Origin of the sequence: Cryptosporangium sp. NPDC051539, from assembly GCF_044454545.1 — a bacterium.
Taxonomy (GTDB): domain Bacteria; phylum Actinomycetota; class Actinomycetes; order Mycobacteriales; family Cryptosporangiaceae; genus Cryptosporangium.
The window spans coordinates 29,349-46,083 of sequence record NZ_JBITDV010000015.1 but is presented as its reverse complement, the minus strand read 5'-3'; the positions used below and the strand labels follow the sequence as shown (position 1 = coordinate 46,083).

14 protein-coding genes and 2 pseudogenes are annotated in these 16,735 nt (G+C 73.2%); 8 read left to right on the top strand and 8 right to left on the bottom strand.

The features are described from left to right. Positions 1 to 4: 4 nt before the first annotated feature. A complete protein-coding gene (locus tag ACIBZJ_RS37085; protein WP_395938239.1) occupies positions 5 to 937 on the top strand; it encodes an alpha/beta hydrolase in 933 nt (310 codons plus the stop codon). A gap of 5 nt (positions 938 to 942) precedes the next feature. Continuing rightward, positions 943 to 1,920 carry a GlxA family transcriptional regulator gene (locus tag ACIBZJ_RS37080; RefSeq protein ID WP_395938237.1) on the top strand — a complete coding sequence of 326 codons (978 nt, stop codon included), beginning with the start codon at positions 943 to 945 and terminating at the stop codon, positions 1,918 to 1,920. Here the strand turns inward: ACIBZJ_RS37080 and ACIBZJ_RS37075 are convergent. Further along, the gene (locus ACIBZJ_RS37075; RefSeq protein WP_395938235.1) at positions 1,904 to 3,310 is read right to left on the bottom strand and encodes a PucR family transcriptional regulator; all 1,407 of its coding nucleotides are present in this window, start codon (positions 3,308 to 3,310) and stop codon (positions 1,904 to 1,906) included. The genes ACIBZJ_RS37080 and ACIBZJ_RS37075 overlap by 17 nt on opposite strands. A gap of 91 nt (positions 3,311 to 3,401) precedes the next feature. Here ACIBZJ_RS37075 and ACIBZJ_RS37070 point away from each other — a divergent pair, with 91 nt between their 5' ends. Both ACIBZJ_RS37070 and ACIBZJ_RS37065 read left to right on the top strand, forming a co-directional pair. Next, positions 3,402 to 4,619: an NAD(P)/FAD-dependent oxidoreductase gene (locus tag ACIBZJ_RS37070; protein ID WP_395938233.1), complete on the top strand. Its 1,218-nt coding sequence runs from the start codon at positions 3,402 to 3,404 to the stop codon at positions 4,617 to 4,619. A gap of 2 nt (positions 4,620 to 4,621) precedes the next feature. Next, the gene (locus ACIBZJ_RS37065; protein ID WP_395938231.1) at positions 4,622 to 6,061 is read left to right on the top strand and encodes an amidohydrolase family protein; all 1,440 of its coding nucleotides are present in this window, start codon (positions 4,622 to 4,624) and stop codon (positions 6,059 to 6,061) included. On the opposite strand, the gene ACIBZJ_RS37060 is transcribed toward ACIBZJ_RS37065, so the two are convergent. The 4 genes and pseudogenes from ACIBZJ_RS37060 to ACIBZJ_RS37045 all read right to left on the bottom strand — a co-directional run. After that, complete coding sequence (locus ACIBZJ_RS37060; RefSeq protein WP_395938229.1) at positions 6,062 to 6,976, bottom strand: PIG-L deacetylase family protein; 915 nt, start codon at positions 6,974 to 6,976, stop codon at positions 6,062 to 6,064. Continuing rightward, positions 6,973 to 8,187 carry a glycosyltransferase gene (locus tag ACIBZJ_RS37055; protein WP_395938227.1) on the bottom strand — a complete coding sequence of 405 codons (1,215 nt, stop codon included), beginning with the start codon at positions 8,185 to 8,187 and terminating at the stop codon, positions 6,973 to 6,975. Before ACIBZJ_RS37055 ends, ACIBZJ_RS37060 begins: the two co-directional genes overlap by 4 nt. Before the next feature lie 20 nt (positions 8,188 to 8,207). Then, a complete protein-coding gene (locus ACIBZJ_RS37050; RefSeq protein ID WP_395938225.1) occupies positions 8,208 to 9,212 on the bottom strand; it encodes a YbhN family protein in 1,005 nt (334 codons plus the stop codon). A gap of 193 nt (positions 9,213 to 9,405) precedes the next feature. Beyond that, positions 9,406 to 9,663 (bottom strand): annotated as a pseudogene (locus ACIBZJ_RS37045) (trypsin-like peptidase domain-containing protein); the annotation flags it as partial. Between the two features lie 320 nt (positions 9,664 to 9,983). Between ACIBZJ_RS37045 and ACIBZJ_RS37040 the strand changes: the two are divergent. Genes ACIBZJ_RS37040 through ACIBZJ_RS37030 form a run of 3 tightly spaced genes read left to right on the top strand, consistent with a single transcriptional unit; the run spans position 9,984 to position 12,213 of the window. After that, entirely contained in the window at positions 9,984 to 10,643 is a 660-nt protein-coding gene (locus ACIBZJ_RS37040; protein ID WP_395938223.1) for a response regulator transcription factor, read from the top strand. After that, positions 10,640 to 11,710 (top strand): sensor histidine kinase, encoded by a 1,071-nt coding sequence (locus ACIBZJ_RS37035; protein WP_395938221.1) that lies wholly within the window; start codon positions 10,640 to 10,642, stop codon positions 11,708 to 11,710. The genes ACIBZJ_RS37040 and ACIBZJ_RS37035 overlap by 4 nt, the downstream gene beginning before the upstream one ends. Before the next feature lie 35 nt (positions 11,711 to 11,745). Next, positions 11,746 to 12,213 (top strand): MarR family winged helix-turn-helix transcriptional regulator, encoded by a 468-nt coding sequence (locus ACIBZJ_RS37030; RefSeq protein ID WP_395938219.1) that lies wholly within the window; start codon positions 11,746 to 11,748, stop codon positions 12,211 to 12,213. On the opposite strand, the gene ACIBZJ_RS37025 is transcribed toward ACIBZJ_RS37030, so the two are convergent. After that, positions 12,203 to 13,168 carry a zinc-binding alcohol dehydrogenase family protein gene (locus ACIBZJ_RS37025; RefSeq protein WP_395938217.1) on the bottom strand — a complete coding sequence of 322 codons (966 nt, stop codon included), beginning with the start codon at positions 13,166 to 13,168 and terminating at the stop codon, positions 12,203 to 12,205. The two genes, ACIBZJ_RS37030 and ACIBZJ_RS37025, sit on opposite strands and share 11 nt — an antisense overlap. Before the next feature lie 82 nt (positions 13,169 to 13,250). On the opposite strand from ACIBZJ_RS37025, the gene ACIBZJ_RS37020 reads away from it, so the two are divergent. After that, positions 13,251 to 14,402: a TetR/AcrR family transcriptional regulator gene (locus ACIBZJ_RS37020; RefSeq protein WP_395938215.1), complete on the top strand. Its 1,152-nt coding sequence runs from the start codon at positions 13,251 to 13,253 to the stop codon at positions 14,400 to 14,402. A 36-nt stretch (positions 14,403 to 14,438) separates the two neighbouring features. Here the strand turns inward: ACIBZJ_RS37020 and ACIBZJ_RS37015 are convergent. Together ACIBZJ_RS37015 and ACIBZJ_RS37010 are read right to left on the bottom strand one after the other, a co-directional pair. Beyond that, positions 14,439 to 15,911 (bottom strand): annotated as a pseudogene (locus tag ACIBZJ_RS37015) (long-chain fatty acid--CoA ligase); the annotation flags it as partial. Between the two features lie 3 nt (positions 15,912 to 15,914). Continuing rightward, positions 15,915 to 16,733, bottom strand: coding sequence for an SDR family NAD(P)-dependent oxidoreductase (locus ACIBZJ_RS37010; RefSeq protein WP_395938213.1), 819 nt, complete (start codon positions 16,731 to 16,733; stop codon positions 15,915 to 15,917). Between the last annotated feature and the right edge of the window lie 2 nt (positions 16,734 to 16,735).

The following is a 16,735-nucleotide window of genomic DNA, read 5'->3' as shown; positions in this document are numbered from 1 at the left end:
CACCATGACCATCGATCCCGACGTCCGCGCCCTGTTGGACCAGCTCGGCCCGCCCTCCCCCGTACCCGCCGAGGACCTCACCGCCGACGAGCTCCGCCAGGGCGCCCGGCAGGCGATCGCCGCCTTCACCCGCGGCGCCGACCCCATCCCGGTCGACGACGTCGTGGACGTCCTCGTGCAGGGTCGCGCCGGGAACATCCCGGTCCGGATCTACAGCCCGGGCACCCCCACCGCCGTCCTCGTCTTCCTGCACGGCGGCGGCTGGACGACCGGCGGCATCGAGACCAGCGACCTGGTCACCCGGCGCCTGTGCCGCGACACCGGCGCGGTCGTGGTCTCGGTCGACTACCGGATGCTTCCGGAGAACCCGTTCCCGGCCCCGTTCGACGACTCCTACGACGCCGCCGTCTGGGCCGGTGCGTTACACCCCGAGCTGCCGTTCCTGGTCGCCGGCGACAGCGCGGGCGGCACGCTCGCGGCGTGCATCGCGCTGAAGGCCCGCGACGATCGTGGTCCCCGCATCGATGCCCAGGTGCTCATCTATCCCGGTATCGACGACGACGTCGACCGTCCGGACGTGCGCGCGCTGGCCGACACGTCGCGGATCACGCTCGAGGACCTGCGGTTCCTGCTGCGGCAATACGGGTCCCAGGGCTCCGAGTACGCGCTGCCCGGCCGCGCGAAGGACCTGACCGGGTTGCCCCCGGCCGTGATGGTCGTCGCCGGGAACGACCTGCTGCGGCCCTCGAACGAGGATTACGCCCGACGGTTGCTGGAGGCGGGAGTTGCGGTGACAATCCAATTCGATCCCGAGCTCGTGCACGGCTGGATCGACTTCGCACCTCGCGTGCCGTCGGCCGATCGGGCCTTCACCCGTCTCACCACCACAGTCAGCTCCCTCATCCGGCGAGGGGCGGGACTACGCATGGAGGGGTAGGCGTCGTGGCTCCGTCGAAATCAGTGCTCGTCGTCCTGTTCGACGGAGTCCAGCCCCTGGACGTGGCCGGGCCGATGGACGTGTTCGCGCTCGCCGAGCGCTTCACCGGCGGCCCCGGCCTCCCCTACGTCGTGCGTACGGCGTCGCTCGGCGGCGGGGGCGTCCGGGGCGCCGGTGGCCTGCGGCTGGTGCCGGACGTCGATCTGCTCGAGGTCGGGGACCCCGACATCCTGCTCGTCCCCGGCGGTCCCGGCGCGGAGGAAGCGGGCCACCGGCTGGCCGGCTGGTTACGCCACCGGGCGCCCGGCATCAACCGCGTCGTCTCGGTCTGCACCGGGGCGTACGTGCTGGCCGAGGCCGGGCTGCTCGACGGCCGCCGGGCCACGACGCACTGGGAGGCCTGCGACGACCTGGCGGCCAAGTACCCGAAGGTGACGGTCGACCCGAACCCGATCTTCGTCAAGGACGGGCCGATCGCCACCTCGGCCGGGGTGACGGCCGGTATCGATCTGGCGATCGCGCTGGTCGAGGAGGACTACGGACGCGCGGCCGCGCACGAGATCGCGCGGCTGCTCGTGGTGTTCCTGCGTCGTCCGGGCAACCAGGCGCAGGTCAGCCTGCAGCTCTCGGCGCAGGTCGCCAGCTCGGATCCGCTCCGGGAAGTGCAGGACTGGGCGGTCGACAACCTCGCCGAAGACCTGTCGGTGCCGGCGATGGCCCAGCGGGCGGGCCTGTCCACCCGGCACTTCGCCCGGGCGTTCACCGAGCAGGTCGGCGTCACCCCGGGCCGGTACGTCGACCTGATCCGCCTGGAAGCGGCGCAGCGCATGCTGACCGATACCGCCGACGGCGTGACGCGGATCGCGCGCCGCTGCGGATACGGGTCGCCGGAGGTCATGCGCCGCGCGTTCATCCGCGACCTCGAGGTCTCGCCGACGCAGTACCGCCGGGCCGCCACGATGCGGGTCAGCGCGCGAGGATGAGCGTCAGCGCCAGCCGCTGTTCCGGATCCTCCAGGTCGAGGAGGTCCAGCACCTCCCGGATCCGGCGCATCCGCTGGCGCACCGTGTTCGGATGGATCCGCAGTTCCCGTGCCGTCCGGGCGTAGTCGCCCCAGGCCAGCAGCCAGGCCAGCAGCGTCTCGGCCAGGTGGTCCGGCAGGTCGCGCAGGTCGTCCCGGGCACCGGTGCCGACGGCCTGGCTGCCGCGCCGGATCACGATCGACGCCCAGACCTCCTCGTAGGAGGCCGCACTCGAGCCCGCGGCGGCCGCGGCCCGCAACACCTCGGACGCCTCCGCCCTGCGGTCCGGCAACGACGCGGTCGTCGACGCCGGGCGGCTCGCGCCCACCACGCCGAGGTCGCCCCGCTCGCTCAGCGCGCGCAGCCACTCCCAGCCGCCCGCCGTGGCGCCGTCGGTGACCAGCGCGAACACCTGGCCGTCGAGGTCGGCCAGGATCGGGTGGGCCCACGCGTGCCGGCGGAACGTCGTCCGCCAGACCGAGATGTCGTCGGCGGCCGACGTCCCCTCCCACCGGCTCAGCGCGACGACCCGGGTCGTGTCGCCGGGCAGCGCGAGATCGGTGTCGGCCGCGGTGGCGAGCGCCGTGCGGACCTGCTCGACCGAGTACCGGCCGGCGCTGTTCTCGTGCGCCCGCAACCGCAGCAGGCACAGCGCGATCGTCCGGGCCGGCTGCCGTACCCGGCGGCGGACCTCCTCGGTCAGCCCGTCCTCCCGGATCGCCCAGATCGAGCCCAGCGTCTCCGGGCCCAGCCGGAGCGGGAGGACCAGCCGCTGGAGGAAGTCGGGCGCCGCGGCCGGCACGAAGAACGGCTCGTCGCTGGCGAGCAGACGCCGGAACGCTCCCATCGCACGCAGCCGGGTGACGAACTCCGCGGGCACGGCCCGGCCCATGATGCTCTGCGTCCGGGCGTCGTCGTGGGGGCCCTCCCCGGCCGAGTACGCGACCACCCGGTGCCGGGAGTCTTCGATCGTCACCGGGGCGCCGAGGAGGTCAGCGACCTGGTCGGCGAGCTCGAACAGACGCGGATGCAGGTCCAGGGAGTCGCCGGGCGGCTGGCCCTGCAACGCCGAGGTCGCGGCCGCGATGAACGTCGCCCAGTCGGTGCCGCCCTCCAGGGTGCCCACCGTGACACCGGGAACGTCCGCTCCCGGGTCGCTGAACACGACCCCGGCGACGGGTACCGCCTCCGGCAGCGCCCGCACACCCACCGCGGCGACCAGTGCTCCGGGGGCCGGCCGTGCCTCGCCGTCGTAGACGTGCACGTGGGTGACGTCCACCGGCGCCCCGACGCCCACGATCCGCACCAGGTTCTCCCCGAGGTCAGCCAGGACCTCCACCGCACTGGGCATGCGCCGGAGTGTAGTGAACCGACACTCCAGGCGCCCTTGAATGGTCGCCGCCGACATATACCGCGGCCGGACGCGCCCTTAATCTCAGGACATGCGTGTAGCAGTGATCGGAGCCGGCATGGTCGGCCTTTCCACGGCCTGGCACCTCGTGAACCACGACGTCGAGACCGTCGTCTTCGAGCAGGACGACGTCGCCTCCGGCTCCAGCTGGGGCAACGCCGGATGGCTGACACCGACGATCGCGACCCCGCTCCCCGAGCCCTCGGTGCTCAAGTACGGCCTCCGGGCGCTGCTGAGCCCGTCCTCGCCGGTCTACGTCCCGCCGACGCTCGACCCGCGGCTGTTCCGCTTCCTGCTCCAGTTCGCCCGCAACTGCACCCAGGTCCAGTGGGAACGCGCGATGTCGTCGCTGGTCCCCCTGAACGAAGGCGCTCTGGACGCGTTCGCGGAACTGGACGTGCCCGATCTCGGCGTCACGACCCGGCCGGCCACCCCGTTCCTCGCCGCGTACCGGGACGAGGACGCCCGGGAAGTGCTGGTGGAGGAGTTCCGGCACATCGAGAAGGCCGGCCAGCCGGTCGAGTACGAGCTGCTCAGCGGCGACGAGGCGCAGGCCGCCGAGCCCGCGTTCTCGGGCGCGATCGGCGCGGCGATCCGGATCCACGGCCAGCGCTTCCTGAACCCGGCGGCGTTCGTCCGCGGCCTCGGCGAGGTCGTCGAACGGCGCGGGGTCCAGGTCCGGATCCAGCGGCCGGTCCACGCGATCGACGACGACCGCGACGGCGTCCGGATCGCGGGCGAGAAGTTCGACGCGGCGGTGATCGCCTCGGGCGCACGGCTGACCGACCTGGCGCGTGCGGTGGGCGTCAAGCGCCTCGTCCAGGCCGGTCGGGGATACAGCTTCACGGTCGCGACCGAGCACCTGCCGCAGGGGCCGGTGTACTTCCCGGCCGAGCGGGTGGCCTGCACGCCGGTCGACGGCCGGCTCCGGCTCGCCGGGATGATGGAGTTCCGCCCGGTCGACGCTCCCCGGGACGCGCGCCGGATCGCCGCGATCCGCAAGGCCGCGGCCCCACTGCTCCGGGGCGCGAACCTGGACGACCGGCAGGACGAGTGGGTCGGCTCGCGCCCGTGCACCAGCGACGGGCTGCCGCTCATCGGGCGGTCGCGCAACCCGCACGTCTACGTCGCCGGTGGCCACGGCATGTGGGGCATGACGCTCGGCCCGGTCACCGGCAAGCTGATCGCCCAGCAGATCGTCACCGGCCGGACGCCGGACGCCCTCCGCGCCGTCGACCCGCTGCGCTGACGATGAGCTACGACGTCGTCCTGCGCGGCGGCCGCGTCCTCGACCCCGAGACCGGGCTCGACGCCGTCCGCAACGTGGGTATCACCGGTCCCCTGATCGCCGCGGTGTCCGAAGAGGACCTCGACGGCCGGACGGCGGTCGACGCGCGCGGGCTGGTGGTCGCACCGGGCTTCATCGACCTGCACAGCCACGGGCAGGCGATCGCCGAAGGCCGTCTCCAGGCCCTGGACGGCGTCACCACCGCGCTCGAACTCGAGGCGGGCGCGGCACCGGTCGCGGCGGCCTACCGCCGGGCCGCGGCCGAGGGCCGTCCGATCAACTACGGGTTCTCGGCCTCCTGGGCGCGGATCCGGATGGCCGTCGCCGGCGGCCGGCCGCTCACCGACACCGGCCACGGGCCGCTCGACGATCTCGGATCCGACGCCTGGCGCGGCCCGGCCCCGCTCGCGGACGTCCTCGGGCTGCTTCAGCGGGAACTCGACGACGGCGCGCTCGGCATCGGCATCCTGCTCGGCTACGCCGCGGCGACCGATCCGGCCGAGTACACCGAGGTCGCCCGGCTCGCGGCGGCGGCGAACGTCCCGACGTTCACGCACGCGCGGCCCCTCGTCGAGCAGGATCCGCACGTCGTCGTCGACGGCGCCGAAGAACTCACCCGGGCGGCCGGGGAGACCGGCGCGCACATGCACTACTGCCACATCAACTCGACGTCGACACGCCACCTGGACCGGGTCCACTCCCTGGTCGAGGCGGTCCGCGCCGAGGGTGCGCGGGTGACCAGCGAGGTCTATCCGTACGGCTCGGGGATGAGCTCGATCGGGGCCGACTTCTTCCACCCCGACCGGCTGCACCTGCTCGGCGCCACCGGAACGCCCCGGGACGTGATCTACGCCCGCACCGGCGAGACGGTCGCGTCCGCGGAGCGCCTGCTCGCGCTGCGCGCCGCGGACCCGTCCGGGCCGGCGTTCCTCACGATGTTCGACGAGGCCGCGTCGCCGGACCGCCTGGCCCGGATCGCCGCGCTGCCGCACGCGGTCATCGCGTCCGACGCGATCCCGTTCATCGTCGAGGACGGCCACGCCTACGACCCGCTGCAGTGGCCGCCGCCGGCCTTCGTCCGGACCCACCCGCGCAGCGCGGGCACGTTCGCACGCTCGCTGCGGCTCGCGAGCGGCGTCCTGCCGCTCGCCGACGTGATCGCCCGGTGCACGATCGAACCGGCCCTGATCGTCCCGGCCCTCTCGCGCAAGGGGCGGCTCCGGCCGGGTTTCGACGCCGACGTCGTGGTGTTCGATCCCGCGCGGGTCACCGACACCGCGACCTACCAGCACTCGGTCAGTCCCTCGACCGGTTTCGTCCACGTCCTGGTCAACGGCGAACCCGTCGTCACCGACGGCGTCCTGCGGCCGGACGCGCTCCCCGGCCGGCCCGTGCGGGGCTGATCAGGTACCCGCGAACAGGTCGGTCAGCGGCGCCGGTTGCGGCGTGCGTCCGCGTTCGACGAACCACTCCCGGCCGGCGACGACCGCGAACGCCCGGGACGGCAGGCGCAGGAGCGCGCCCACCGTCCGCAGGCCGCCCTCGGTCTGGCTCGCGTGTGCGGCCAGCGCCGCGCGCTTCGGGCCGAGGTAGGCGCGGACGTCGATCACGTGGGTGATCTCGGCCCGTTCGGTGAACACGGTCTGGACGCCGCCCAGCGGCAACGTCGGCAGCAGGCGCCCGGCGAACCGGAGCAGGCGCAAGAGCGGGCGGAGCGTGTCCCGGTCGATCGTGGCCTCGAGCACCCGTACGCCCGCCAGCTCACCGGCGCGCGCGCCGACCCGGTGGACCTGCACGTGGTCGGGGTGCCCGTAGCCGCCGCGGGCGTCGTAGCTGAGCAGCACGTCGGCGCGCTCGTCGAGGAGCAGCGCGGCCAGGCGGGCGGCCGCGGTGTCGACCGGCACGTCGCAGAACCGGCGGGCGCCCGGCGCGTCGCCGTGCAGGCCGGAGTCGGCGTAGCCCAGGGTCTCGACGCGGGCGCAGCCGAGCGCGGCGGCTGCGGCCAGGAGCTCGCGCTGCCTCCGGTCGCCCAACCCTCCGCCGCCGGCGGCCGGCCTCGTGCCGTCAGTAGCCGGTCCGGCGTCGTTGGTGGCAGTTCCCGCGCCTGCGGTAGCCGGTCCCGCGCCGTTGACGGCCGGTCCGGCGCCATTGGTGGCCGGTCCGGCGGTCGGGGCGGCCAGGCCGGCTTCGCCGGAGGTGGCGACGACGAGCACGACCCGGTGCCCACCGGCCGTGGCCCGGGCGAGCGTGCCGCCGGTGAGCAGCGCTTCGTCGTCCGGGTGGGCATGGAACGCGACGATCGTCCGCGGCCGCCTCACCGGCCGGCCCCGGCCAGCGGGGTACGCGGGTCCCGGCCGCGCGGACCCTGCCCACGCGGACCCTGACCGCTCGGACCCTGGGCCTGCGGGCTTCCGGCGCGCCGGGGGGCGGCGGCGCGGTCGTAGAGCTGGTCGGCGGCGGCCAGCACCGAGCCCCAGGCGATCCGGGGCGGGACGGCCCGGTTGTGAGCGGCCGCGGCCCGCAGCCGGGCCGGATCGGCGAGCAGGCCCGCGATGGCCGCCCGGAACTCGTCCTCCGAACCGGCGAGCCAGCCCTCCACGCCGTGCGCGACGAAGTCGCCGACCCCACTGCCGGACCGGGCCAGCACCGGCAGCCCCGCGCTGCGCGCCTCCAGCGCGGCGATCCCGAACGACTCCCGGAGCGCCGGGGCGAGGTACAGGTCGGCCCCGGCGAGCAAGTCACGGATGGCCGGGCGGTCCAGGGCGCCGGTCAGCGTGATGTCGGCCCCGGCCCCGGCCGCGGCGACGTCCCGGCGCAGCGCGGGCACCAGCGGCCCGTCGCCCACCAGCACGGCCCGGAACCGGCGTGCCGCCCGGAGTTCGAGCAGCGTGTGCAGCAGCGCCCGCGGACGCTTGCGCCGGACCATCCGCGACACGCTCACGAGCGTCGGGACGTCGCCGGAACGACGGGCGGACGGTCGCCGCCAGGCGTCCGGATCGATGCCGTTGGGAAGAACGGACACCGGTGCACCATCAAGGGCCTCCTGGACCGCGGCCGCGGCCGCGGTGCTGACGGCGGCCCAGGTCACCGGCCAGGTGCGGGCGCCGTGCCACCGGGCGTAACCACGGACGAGCGGGAGCACGTCGTTCCACATCGAGTGCACCGAGACCACGGTGGGCCGTCCGGTCCGGACCGAGAGGCGCGCCGCGGACCACGAGAGCGGCGAGAACGTCGAGAGGTGGACGTGCACGGCGTCGATGCCGAACCCGTCGAGGACGTGCGCGAGCTCGCGGTGCGACACCCCGCGGTACGGGCCGGCGGCGAGCGCGCCGTCACCGAGCCGTACCACCGGTACGTGCGCGAACTGCCGGGCGAGCCCGTCGGCCTCGGTCAGGCTCGGCGCGGGTGTGGTCGTGACGACGATCGGCTCGTGGCCGATACTTCGCTGGCGGGAGGCCAGGTCGTGGACCTGCAGTTCGACGCCGCCGAGGCGGGGCAGGTAGACGTCGGTGACGTGGGCGATGCGCATGGGGGGAGCTCCGTGGTTCGTCAGGCGGGGCGGACGCGGCGGCCGATCGCCCAGAGCGCGGTGGCGACGCCACCGACGGGGATCTCGGCGAGGAAGATGAAGGCCCGGTAGAGCAGCACGCCGGCCAGCGCGCCGGTCGGATCGACGCCGAGCACCGCGAGCGCGGCGACCGTCCCGGCCTCGACCAGCCCGGCGCCGCCGGGCGTGAGCGCGACCAGGGTCAGCGCGCGCTCGACGACGAGCCCGCCGAACACGACCGGCGGCGCGGTGTGGACGCCGACCGCGTCCAGCGACAACCAGAGCAGCAGGCCCTGGAAGAGCAGGTAACCGCTCATGCCCCCGGTCAGCGCCGCCCACCGGTGCCGGACGAGCTCGTCGGTCCCGGCCAGCACGGCTTCGGCGTGCGCGGTCCAGCCCCGGGGGGCGGCCGGGCCACGCTTGCGGGGGGTCAGGCGTTCGGCGAGCGCCACTACCCGCAGCAACGGGCGGGCGCGGCCGAACAGGGCTGCGACCAGCAGCATCCCGACGACGGCGGCCGCGGCCGAGAGGCCCAGCCAGACGCCGGCCCGCGGGCCGGGCTGCAGCCGGTTGAGCGCGAGCAGCGCGCAGGTCGCGACGAACGGCAGCAGCAGCTTGCTCGCGACGTCGCTGACCTTGGAGACGATCGTGAACCGGGCGAAGTCCCGGCCGGAGTGCCCCCAGCCGCGCACCATTCCGAGGTTCATCGCGGTGCCGGCGACACCGCCCAGCGGCAGCACGTTCGAGACCGCGCTACCGGAGAGGTTCAGCGTCAGCGCGCGCCGGTGGGTCAGGCCGGGCAGCGAGGCGGTGAGCACCAGCGTGTGCACCCAGAGCCCGAGCATCCAGACCGCGCCGAGGAGGAGCAGTCGCCCCCAGCCGAGCCCGGCCAGGCGGTGGACCGCGACCGACCAGTCGGCGCCGAGCGCACTGAGGTGCCGGCAGGCGAGAACGGCGAGGGCGATCGCGGCGAGAAGCAGCAGAGCGCGGCGGAAACGGATGATCACGCCCGCAGGTTGACAGTCGTTTCCTGATGGAAACCTGAAAGAAGATCAGCGGCGGCGGACCCGGATCCGCCGGAACCCGGCGAGGGCCACGACCAGCAGCACGAGACCGGCACCACCCGCCGCCGTGAACGAACTCCCCGGTCTGCAGCCGGGCCGCCGGTGAGTAGTAGCCGCCGCGGATCGTCAGGCCGTAGCCGACCAGCCGGACCGTCTCGCCGGCCACCGGGGCACTGCGGCCGACCTCCAGCGGCGTGAGACCCGGGACGTCGTCGCTGAGCTCGGCCAGGGCCACGTCGGCGTTCTCGGCCTGACGCACGGCGACGACCTCCCGCTCCCAGCCGGTCCGGGCGCTCAGGTCGGCCCGGCCGATCGTCGCGACGGTCCGGGCCGCCACCGGCCGGCTCACCTTGCGTCCGCGGGCGTCGCGGAAACAGTGACCGGCGGTGATCACCCAGCGGGGCGCGATCAGCGCGCCGGAGCAGGAGCTGTCACGGGTGCCCTGGTCGGCGGTGGGCAGACCGGTCATCGTCAGCAGGACCGCGAACGAGTAGTCGGCGTCCTCGCCGTAGGCGATCGCGGCAGCCGGGCGGACGCCCACCGGGGCGACGGTCGCCGCTCCCACCAGCAGGACGTCGACGAGCCATCGGAGCAACATAGGGACTTATGCTGCGAATCCTGCCGTCCGAGGACGGTGAGCGACGTCTTGACGGATCCTTGACGAGCGCTGTGCCAGCCTGACGACGATCTCTCCCCCCGGAAGGACGAACCGCGGTGCGTGTGCTGGTGGCGGACGACGAGCAGGTGCTGGCCGACACGGTCGCGGAGGGGCTGCGCCGGTTGTCGATGGCCGTCGACGTGGTCTACGACGGCGAGAGCGCGCTGGAGCGGCTCGGGGTCAACCGCTACGACGTCGCCGTCCTCGACCGGGACATGCCCGGCCGCACCGGTGACGAGGTGTGCCGCTGGATCGCCGGCTCGGACACCGGCACCCGGGTGCTGCTGCTGACCGCGGCCGCGGGCATCCGCCAGCGGGTCGAGGGACTCGGTCTCGGCGCCGACGACTACCTGACCAAGCCGTTCGCGTTCGCCGAACTCGTCGCCCGGTTGCAGGCGCTCTCCCGCCGCTCGACGACGGCGCTGCCCCCGATCCTGGAACAGGACGGCCTCGTGCTGGACGTCGCCAGGCACACTGCCGCCCGCGACGGGCTGCCGCTCTCGCTCTCCCCGAAGGAGTACGCGGTCCTGCACGTGCTGATGCGCGCCGGCGGCCGGGTGGTGAGCACCGAAGACCTGCTCGAACAGGCCTGGGACGAGCACACCGACCCGTTCACGAACACGGTCCGCACCACGGTCATGACGTTGCGCCGCAAGCTGGGCGACCCCTCGCCGATCCGGACCCTGCCGCGCGTCGGCTACCGGCTCGGGACGTGAAGCCCGCCCGGCGGGTGCTCGCCCTGTGCGCGGCCGTTCTCGTCGTCGCGCAGTCCGCCCCGTGGCTGGCCGGCCGGATTCTCGAGCTCTGGACCGTGCTCGGACCGGACTGGTGCGCCCGGCCGCCGCTGCGGGCGCCGGACTCCGACGCCTCGTTCGTCTGCCAGCAGCTCTACCAGCGGCCCAGCATCTCGTCCGGGTTCGTCACGACGCTCGTGCTGCTGGTGTTCCTGGCCGGGTGCTGGGCGGCCGCGCGGTGGTGCCTGCGGCCGATCCGCGATCTCGTGCCGGTGATCGCGCACGTCGGGCCGCAGAACCTCGGGTACCGTCTCCGGCCCGGGCCGGGCCGCGACGAGCTGGCCGTACTCAGCCGCGCGATCGACGAGATGACCGACCGGATGGCCGTCGGTTACGACGCCCAGCGGCGGTTCGCCGCGGACGCGTCCCACGAGCTGCGTACCCCGCTCGCGGTCCAGCGGACGCTGATCGAGGTCAGCATGGCCGGGGCCCTCACCGAAGACCAGCTCGCGCTGCTGACCCGGCAGCTGCTGACGACGAACGAGCGCAACGAGCGGCTGATCGAGGGCCTGCTGGTGCTCAGCGAGAGCGACCGCGGCCTGCTGTCGCGCACGCCGTTGCGCCTCGACGAGATCACCGCCGAGGCGCTGGAGGCCCACCGGGCCCGCGCCGACGACGCCGGGCTGACGATCACCAGCACGCTGCACCCGCGGGTGGTCATGGGCGAACAGGTCCTGCTGGAGCGGCTGGTCACGAACCTGGTGCAGAACGCGATCAGGTACAACCGGCCCGGCGGCACGGTCGACGTCCGGGTCGGCGACGCTCCCGCGCTGGTCGTGACGAACACCGGCGACGACGTGCCGGTGGACGCCGTCCCCGGGCTGTTCGAGCCGTTTCGCCGTCTCGCCGGGACCCGGATCGACCACAGCGGCGGCGTGGGGCTGGGCCTCTCGATCGCCCGCTCGATCATCCGCGCCCACGACGGGGTGATCGCGGCCACGTCGACCGGGCACGACGGGCTACGAATCGAAGTGTCGTTCCCGAATTAGTTCGTGAGGCAAACATCTTCGCCTAAGCTGGACGCATGAACGAAGACCTGGTGGACGCGCTCGCGCAGTTGTCGTTCGCCGTCCAGGGCGCGATGACCGAGATCGCGACCGAGTACGACCTGTCGCTGGTGCAGGTCCGGATGCTCGGCGTGCTGCGCGACCGGGAGCCGAAGATGCTCGAGCTCGCCCGGCACCTCGGGCTGGACAAGTCCTCGGTCTCCGGCCTGGTCGACCGGGCCGAGCGCCGGAGCCTGCTGACCCGGGTGGCCAGCGAGGACGACCGCCGCTCGTTCCGGGTCGTGATCACCGCGCGGGGCCGCGAACTGATCGACGCGATGGTCGAGCGCTTCGCGGCCCAGGTCGAGGTGATGACCGGTGGGCTGTCGCCGGCCGAGCAGCGGCAGCTCGCCCGATCGGCCCTCCAGATCGCGCTGGCCGACGCCCTGCGCCACGGCGTCGACCCGCGCATCGGCCTTCTGACCCGGAACGCGGTCAGGGAATGAGTACGGTCCGGGTGCCGGGCTCCTCCGGCAGCTCCCAGACCGACTCGACGTCGGCCATCGGCAGCGCCCGGGCCGCGACCGTGAGGCCGCCGTCGTTGATCTCCTGCACCAGCGACGGCAGCTCGGCCAGGTACTGACGCGTCGAGACCGCACCCTGCCCGTTGCCCTGCAGCCGGAAGTTGGCCGACCGCAGCGCCTGCGACGGCAGCTCGATCGTCGGACCGGCCATCGAACCGATCTCGATCCAGTTCAGCTCCCGGCTCCGGTCGCCGCGCGCCGTCAGCAGCGCCACGATCGCGTCGCTCGCCGGGCGTCCCCAGAGGTAGTCGATCACCAGGTCGACGTCGGACGCCGCCTTGGCGAGCGCGGCCGCCGTGGCCTCGCGGTCGTCGGTGAGCGCGACGGTCGCGTCGGCGCCGATAGACGGCAGCGTCTCCAGCCGGGCCCGGTCGCGACCGGCGCCGACCACCCGGCCCGCGCCGAGCCGCTTGGCGACCTGGATCGCCATCTGACCGGCGTTGCCGGTGGCGCCGAGGATCAGCAGGGACTGGCCCGGCCGGATCGGGACCCGCCGGCGCAGCGCGACCCAGGAAGACATCGCCGGGTTCATCGCGGCGGCGATCTTGACGATGTCGGCGTCGTCGGGCAGCGGAACCGTGCGGCGTGCGTCGATGACGGTCTTGGTGCCCATCGAACCGATCACGTCGTCCTCGGCGACGAAGTACACAAGTTGCCCGCCGGGGAGGCGGCCGACGCCGTCGACGCCGGGCACCAGCGGCAGCCGGCCGGCGCTCGTGTAGTGGCGGCCGGACGCGCCGGTCCGGACGCGGGGGTGCAGGCCGACGGCCAGTACGTCGACCACCACCTGGTCCTCGTCGGTCAGGGCCGGCAGCTCGAACGGCTCGAAACGGGGCGGACGGTCGAACGAGCGGACCACCGCGGCCTGGATCTCCATGACGTCCTCCGAAAGATTTGTTTGTGTCACGAACCAACTTAGTTCGTTCCACAAACTTTCTCAAGCCCTTAGGGTGTTTCTCGTGACGTCGGTCCCGGAATCCCCCGCGGTGCCCCGTCGCCGTCCTCGCGACCGGAAGCAGCAGATCCTGGTGGCGGCCCGGGGCCTGTTCGTCGAGCGCGGGTATCCGAACGTCTCGATGGCGCTGCTGGCCGAGCGCCTCGGCATCACCGCGGGCGCGCTCTACCGCCACTTCGACAACAAGGCCGTGCTGCTCGAACACGTCGTCGACGACAGCTTCGAGTGGCTGTCGCACCCGGTCACTGAGACCGACTTCGACCGCGCGGTCGCGGAAGCGATCACGAGGGTCGGCGACCACCCCAACCTCTCCGACCTGTGGATCCACGAGATCCGGTACCTGCCCGCCGCTCGGCGGGCCGAGCTGAACCGCCGGATGACGGCGTGGGTGCACTCCGTCCGGCCCGCCGTCGCGTCCCGCCGTCCCGATCTGGACGCCGGGCAGCAGGAGTTGCTCGTGTGGGCGTTCCAGTCCGCGTTCTCCTGCCTGGGCCGGCGGGCGATCCACGCGCCGGCCGCCAGCCGGGTGCCTGCGGTGACCGCGGCGATCCGGGCCATGGTCGACGCGCCGCTGGAACCGACCGGCCGGCCGCAGCAGCCCCGCCCGGCGACGTTCGCGCCGGTCTCGCGGCGGGAACGCCTGCTCCAGGCCGCGCTCGAACAGTTCGGCCTCCACGGCTACGAAGAGACGTCGATGACGAGCGTCGGTGCGGCCGCCGACGTCACCGGCCAGAACCTCTACAGCTACTTCGACAGCAAGGCCGACCTGCTCCGGGCCGTGTACGACCGGGGCCGCCACGCGCTGTGGTTCGGGCTGGACCACGCGCTCGAAGACGCCCGGACGCCCCACGAGGCGCTCGTCGCCGTCGTCCGCTCGTACGCACGGATCGCCCGGAGCTGGTCGATGGTGTTCGAGGACCCGACCGCCGAGCTCACGGTCACCGAGGACGCCCTCAACAGCCAGCGCGAATACGTCGCCGAGTGGGTCGCGCTGCTCAACCTCGCCCGCCCCGACATCCCGCCCCGCCAGGCCCGGCTGCGGGTGCAGATGAGCATCCTGCTGATCGCCGACCTCTACCGGAACCGGCGGGTCTCACTCGACCGTGCGTTCCCGGCCAACGTCGAGGTGCTGGTCGAGGCGATCCTGTTCGAGTAACCCGGACGAGTCCACCGGGCCGACCTGCTGGGCCGCCTTTCGCAGCTCGCGTTTCAAGACCTTGCCCGCGCCCGACATCGGCAGCGCGTCGACGATCTCGACGCTGCGCGGCAGCTTGTAGCCGGCGATCAGTCCCCGGGCGAAAACCTGGAGGTCCTCCAGCGTCACCGCCTCCCGGGCGACGATCACCGCGTGCACCCGTTCACCCCACCGGTCGTCGGGACGGCCCACGACCGCGACCTGGGCCACGGCCGGGTGCTTGGCCAGCGCGTTCTCGACCTCGACCGAGTAGACGTTCTCGCCACCGGTGATGATCACGTCCTTGATCCGGTCGACGACGTAGACGTAGCCGCGCTCGTCCATCCGGCCGGCGTCGCCGGTGTGCATCCACCCGCCACGGAGGGCCGCGTCGGTCTCCGCGGGCTTGTTCCAGTAGCCGGTCATCATGTGGTCACCCCGCACGACGATTTCCCCGACCTCACCCCGCGGCACCTCGACGTCGTCCGGGCCGACGATCCGCACCTCGTTGTGGGCGGCCGGACGCCCGCACGAACCGGTGAGCGTCGGGTCGTCGTGTTCGGCCGCGGTGAGCAGCGTCGCGACCGGCGCGAGCTCGGTCATGCCGTAGGCCTGGGTGAACGACGCGTTGGGCAGCGTCGCACGGGCTTTGGCCAGCACCGTCTCGGAGATCGGGGAGGCGCCGTACATCACGTGCTCCAGGCTCGAGAGATCCGCGCCGTCGGCCGCCTCGACCAGCATCTGGATCATCGTCGGCACCAGCAGCGCGTCGGTGACCGCGTGCTTCTCGATCGCCTCGAGCGCGCCCGCCGGCGTGAACGACGGCACGATGACATGGGTCGCGCCGGTCAGGTTGCCCATGTTCCAGGCGGCGATGTCGGCGAGGTGGAACATCGGGGCGGCGTGCAGCAAGACCCCGCCCCGCCCGAGGATGTCGGTGGTCACCAGGCTGCCCATCGCCGAGACCAGGCAGGCCCGGTGCGAGAGCATCACGCCCTTCGGGTCGCCGGTCGTGCCACCGGTGTAGAAGACGCCGTAGAGGTCGTCACCACCGCGGCGGGCGTCGTCGACCGGGTCGCTCGCGATCAGTTCCTCGTAAGAGAGCAGACCGTCCGGCGCCGGGCCCTCGCCGCAGAAGACGACCGTACGCACGGGCAGGTCGCCCACGAAGTGCTCGTCGACGAACACCACGTCGGTGTCGCAGTCCCGCAGGGAGTAGTCCACTTCGGGCCGGCTCCACCGCACGTTGACCGGGTTGACGACCGCGCCGGCCCAGGGCACCGCGAACAGCAGTTCGTGGTACCGGTCGCTGTTGAAGGCGTAGATCCCGACCCGGTCACCAGAGGCGACGCCCAGCGCCCGGAGCGCGCCGGCCAGCCGGGACACCCGGTCGAGCGTCTCGCCGAACGTCCGTCGGCGGTCGCGGTAGATGGTCGAGGTGCCGCCCGGGTCCCGCTGGGCCGCGTTGTGGAGTGCGCGCGTCAGCTGCACGGCTCAGCCCTCGTATCCGCCGCCGACGACGATCAGCTGACCGCTGATGTAGTCGGCTTCGGGGTAGGTGAGCAGGGCGACCGACCCGGCGGCTTCCTCCGGGGTGCCCGGGCGGCCGAGCGGGATCGCCGCCCGGAGCGCGTCGAGGACCGCGGGGTTCACCCCGACCTTGATCTCGCGGCCCTCGACGTTGATCGTCGCGTCGCCGTCGGCGGCGGCCTCGGTCAGCCGGGTGCGGATGAAGCCGAACGCGACGCAGTTCACGTTGACGTGGTAGCGGCCCCACTCCTTGGCCATGGTCTTGGTCAGCCCGACCACCCCGGCCTTGGCCGAGGAGTAGTTGGCCTGACCCGCGTTGCCGAACACGCCGGCGACCGAGGAGACGTTGACGACCTTCCGGTGGACGACCCGGCCTTCGGCCTTCTCCCGCTTGGCGGCGGCGCTGATCACCGGCTGGGCCGCGCGGAGAAGGTCGAACGGAGCCTTGAGGTGCAGGTCGACGACCGCGTGCCACTGCTCGTCGGTCATCTTCTGGACGACGTTGTCCCAGGTGTAGCCGGCGTTGTTGACGATGATGTCGATCCCGCCGAAGTGCTCGACCGCGGTGGCGACGAATCCCTGCGCGAACCCGTCGGCGGTGACGCTGCCGGGATGGGCCACCGCCGCCCCACCGATCGCCGCGACGGTCTCCTCGCAGGGCTCCTTGTCCAGGTCGTTGACGACCACCCGCGCGCCCTCGGCCGCGAGCTTCAGCGCGATCTGCCGGCCGATGCCCCGGCCGGCGCCGGTGACGAGTGCGGATTTGCCTTCGAGTTTGCCCATGG

What these genes read in the sequence shown, in the direction of transcription:
- ACIBZJ_RS37075 (WP_395938235.1), bottom strand. Translation starts at nt 3,310, where the DNA reads ATGCCCAGTGCGGTGGAGGTCCTGGCTGACCTCGGGGAGAACCTGGTG.
- ACIBZJ_RS37030 (WP_395938219.1), top strand. Translation starts at nt 11,746, where the DNA reads ATGAACGAAGACCTGGTGGACGCGCTCGCGCAGTTGTCGTTCGCCGTC.
- ACIBZJ_RS37070 (WP_395938233.1), top strand. Translation starts at nt 3,402, where the DNA reads ATGCGTGTAGCAGTGATCGGAGCCGGCATGGTCGGCCTTTCCACGGCC.
- ACIBZJ_RS37065 (WP_395938231.1), top strand. Translation starts at nt 4,622, where the DNA reads ATGAGCTACGACGTCGTCCTGCGCGGCGGCCGCGTCCTCGACCCCGAG.
- ACIBZJ_RS37010 (WP_395938213.1), bottom strand. Translation starts at nt 16,733, where the DNA reads ATGGGCAAACTCGAAGGCAAATCCGCACTCGTCACCGGCGCCGGCCGG.
- ACIBZJ_RS37055 (WP_395938227.1), bottom strand. Translation starts at nt 8,187, where the DNA reads ATGCGCATCGCCCACGTCACCGACGTCTACCTGCCCCGCCTCGGCGGC.
- ACIBZJ_RS37085 (WP_395938239.1), top strand. Translation starts at nt 5, where the DNA reads ATGACCATCGATCCCGACGTCCGCGCCCTGTTGGACCAGCTCGGCCCG.
- ACIBZJ_RS37025 (WP_395938217.1), bottom strand. Translation starts at nt 13,168, where the DNA reads ATGGAGATCCAGGCCGCGGTGGTCCGCTCGTTCGACCGTCCGCCCCGT.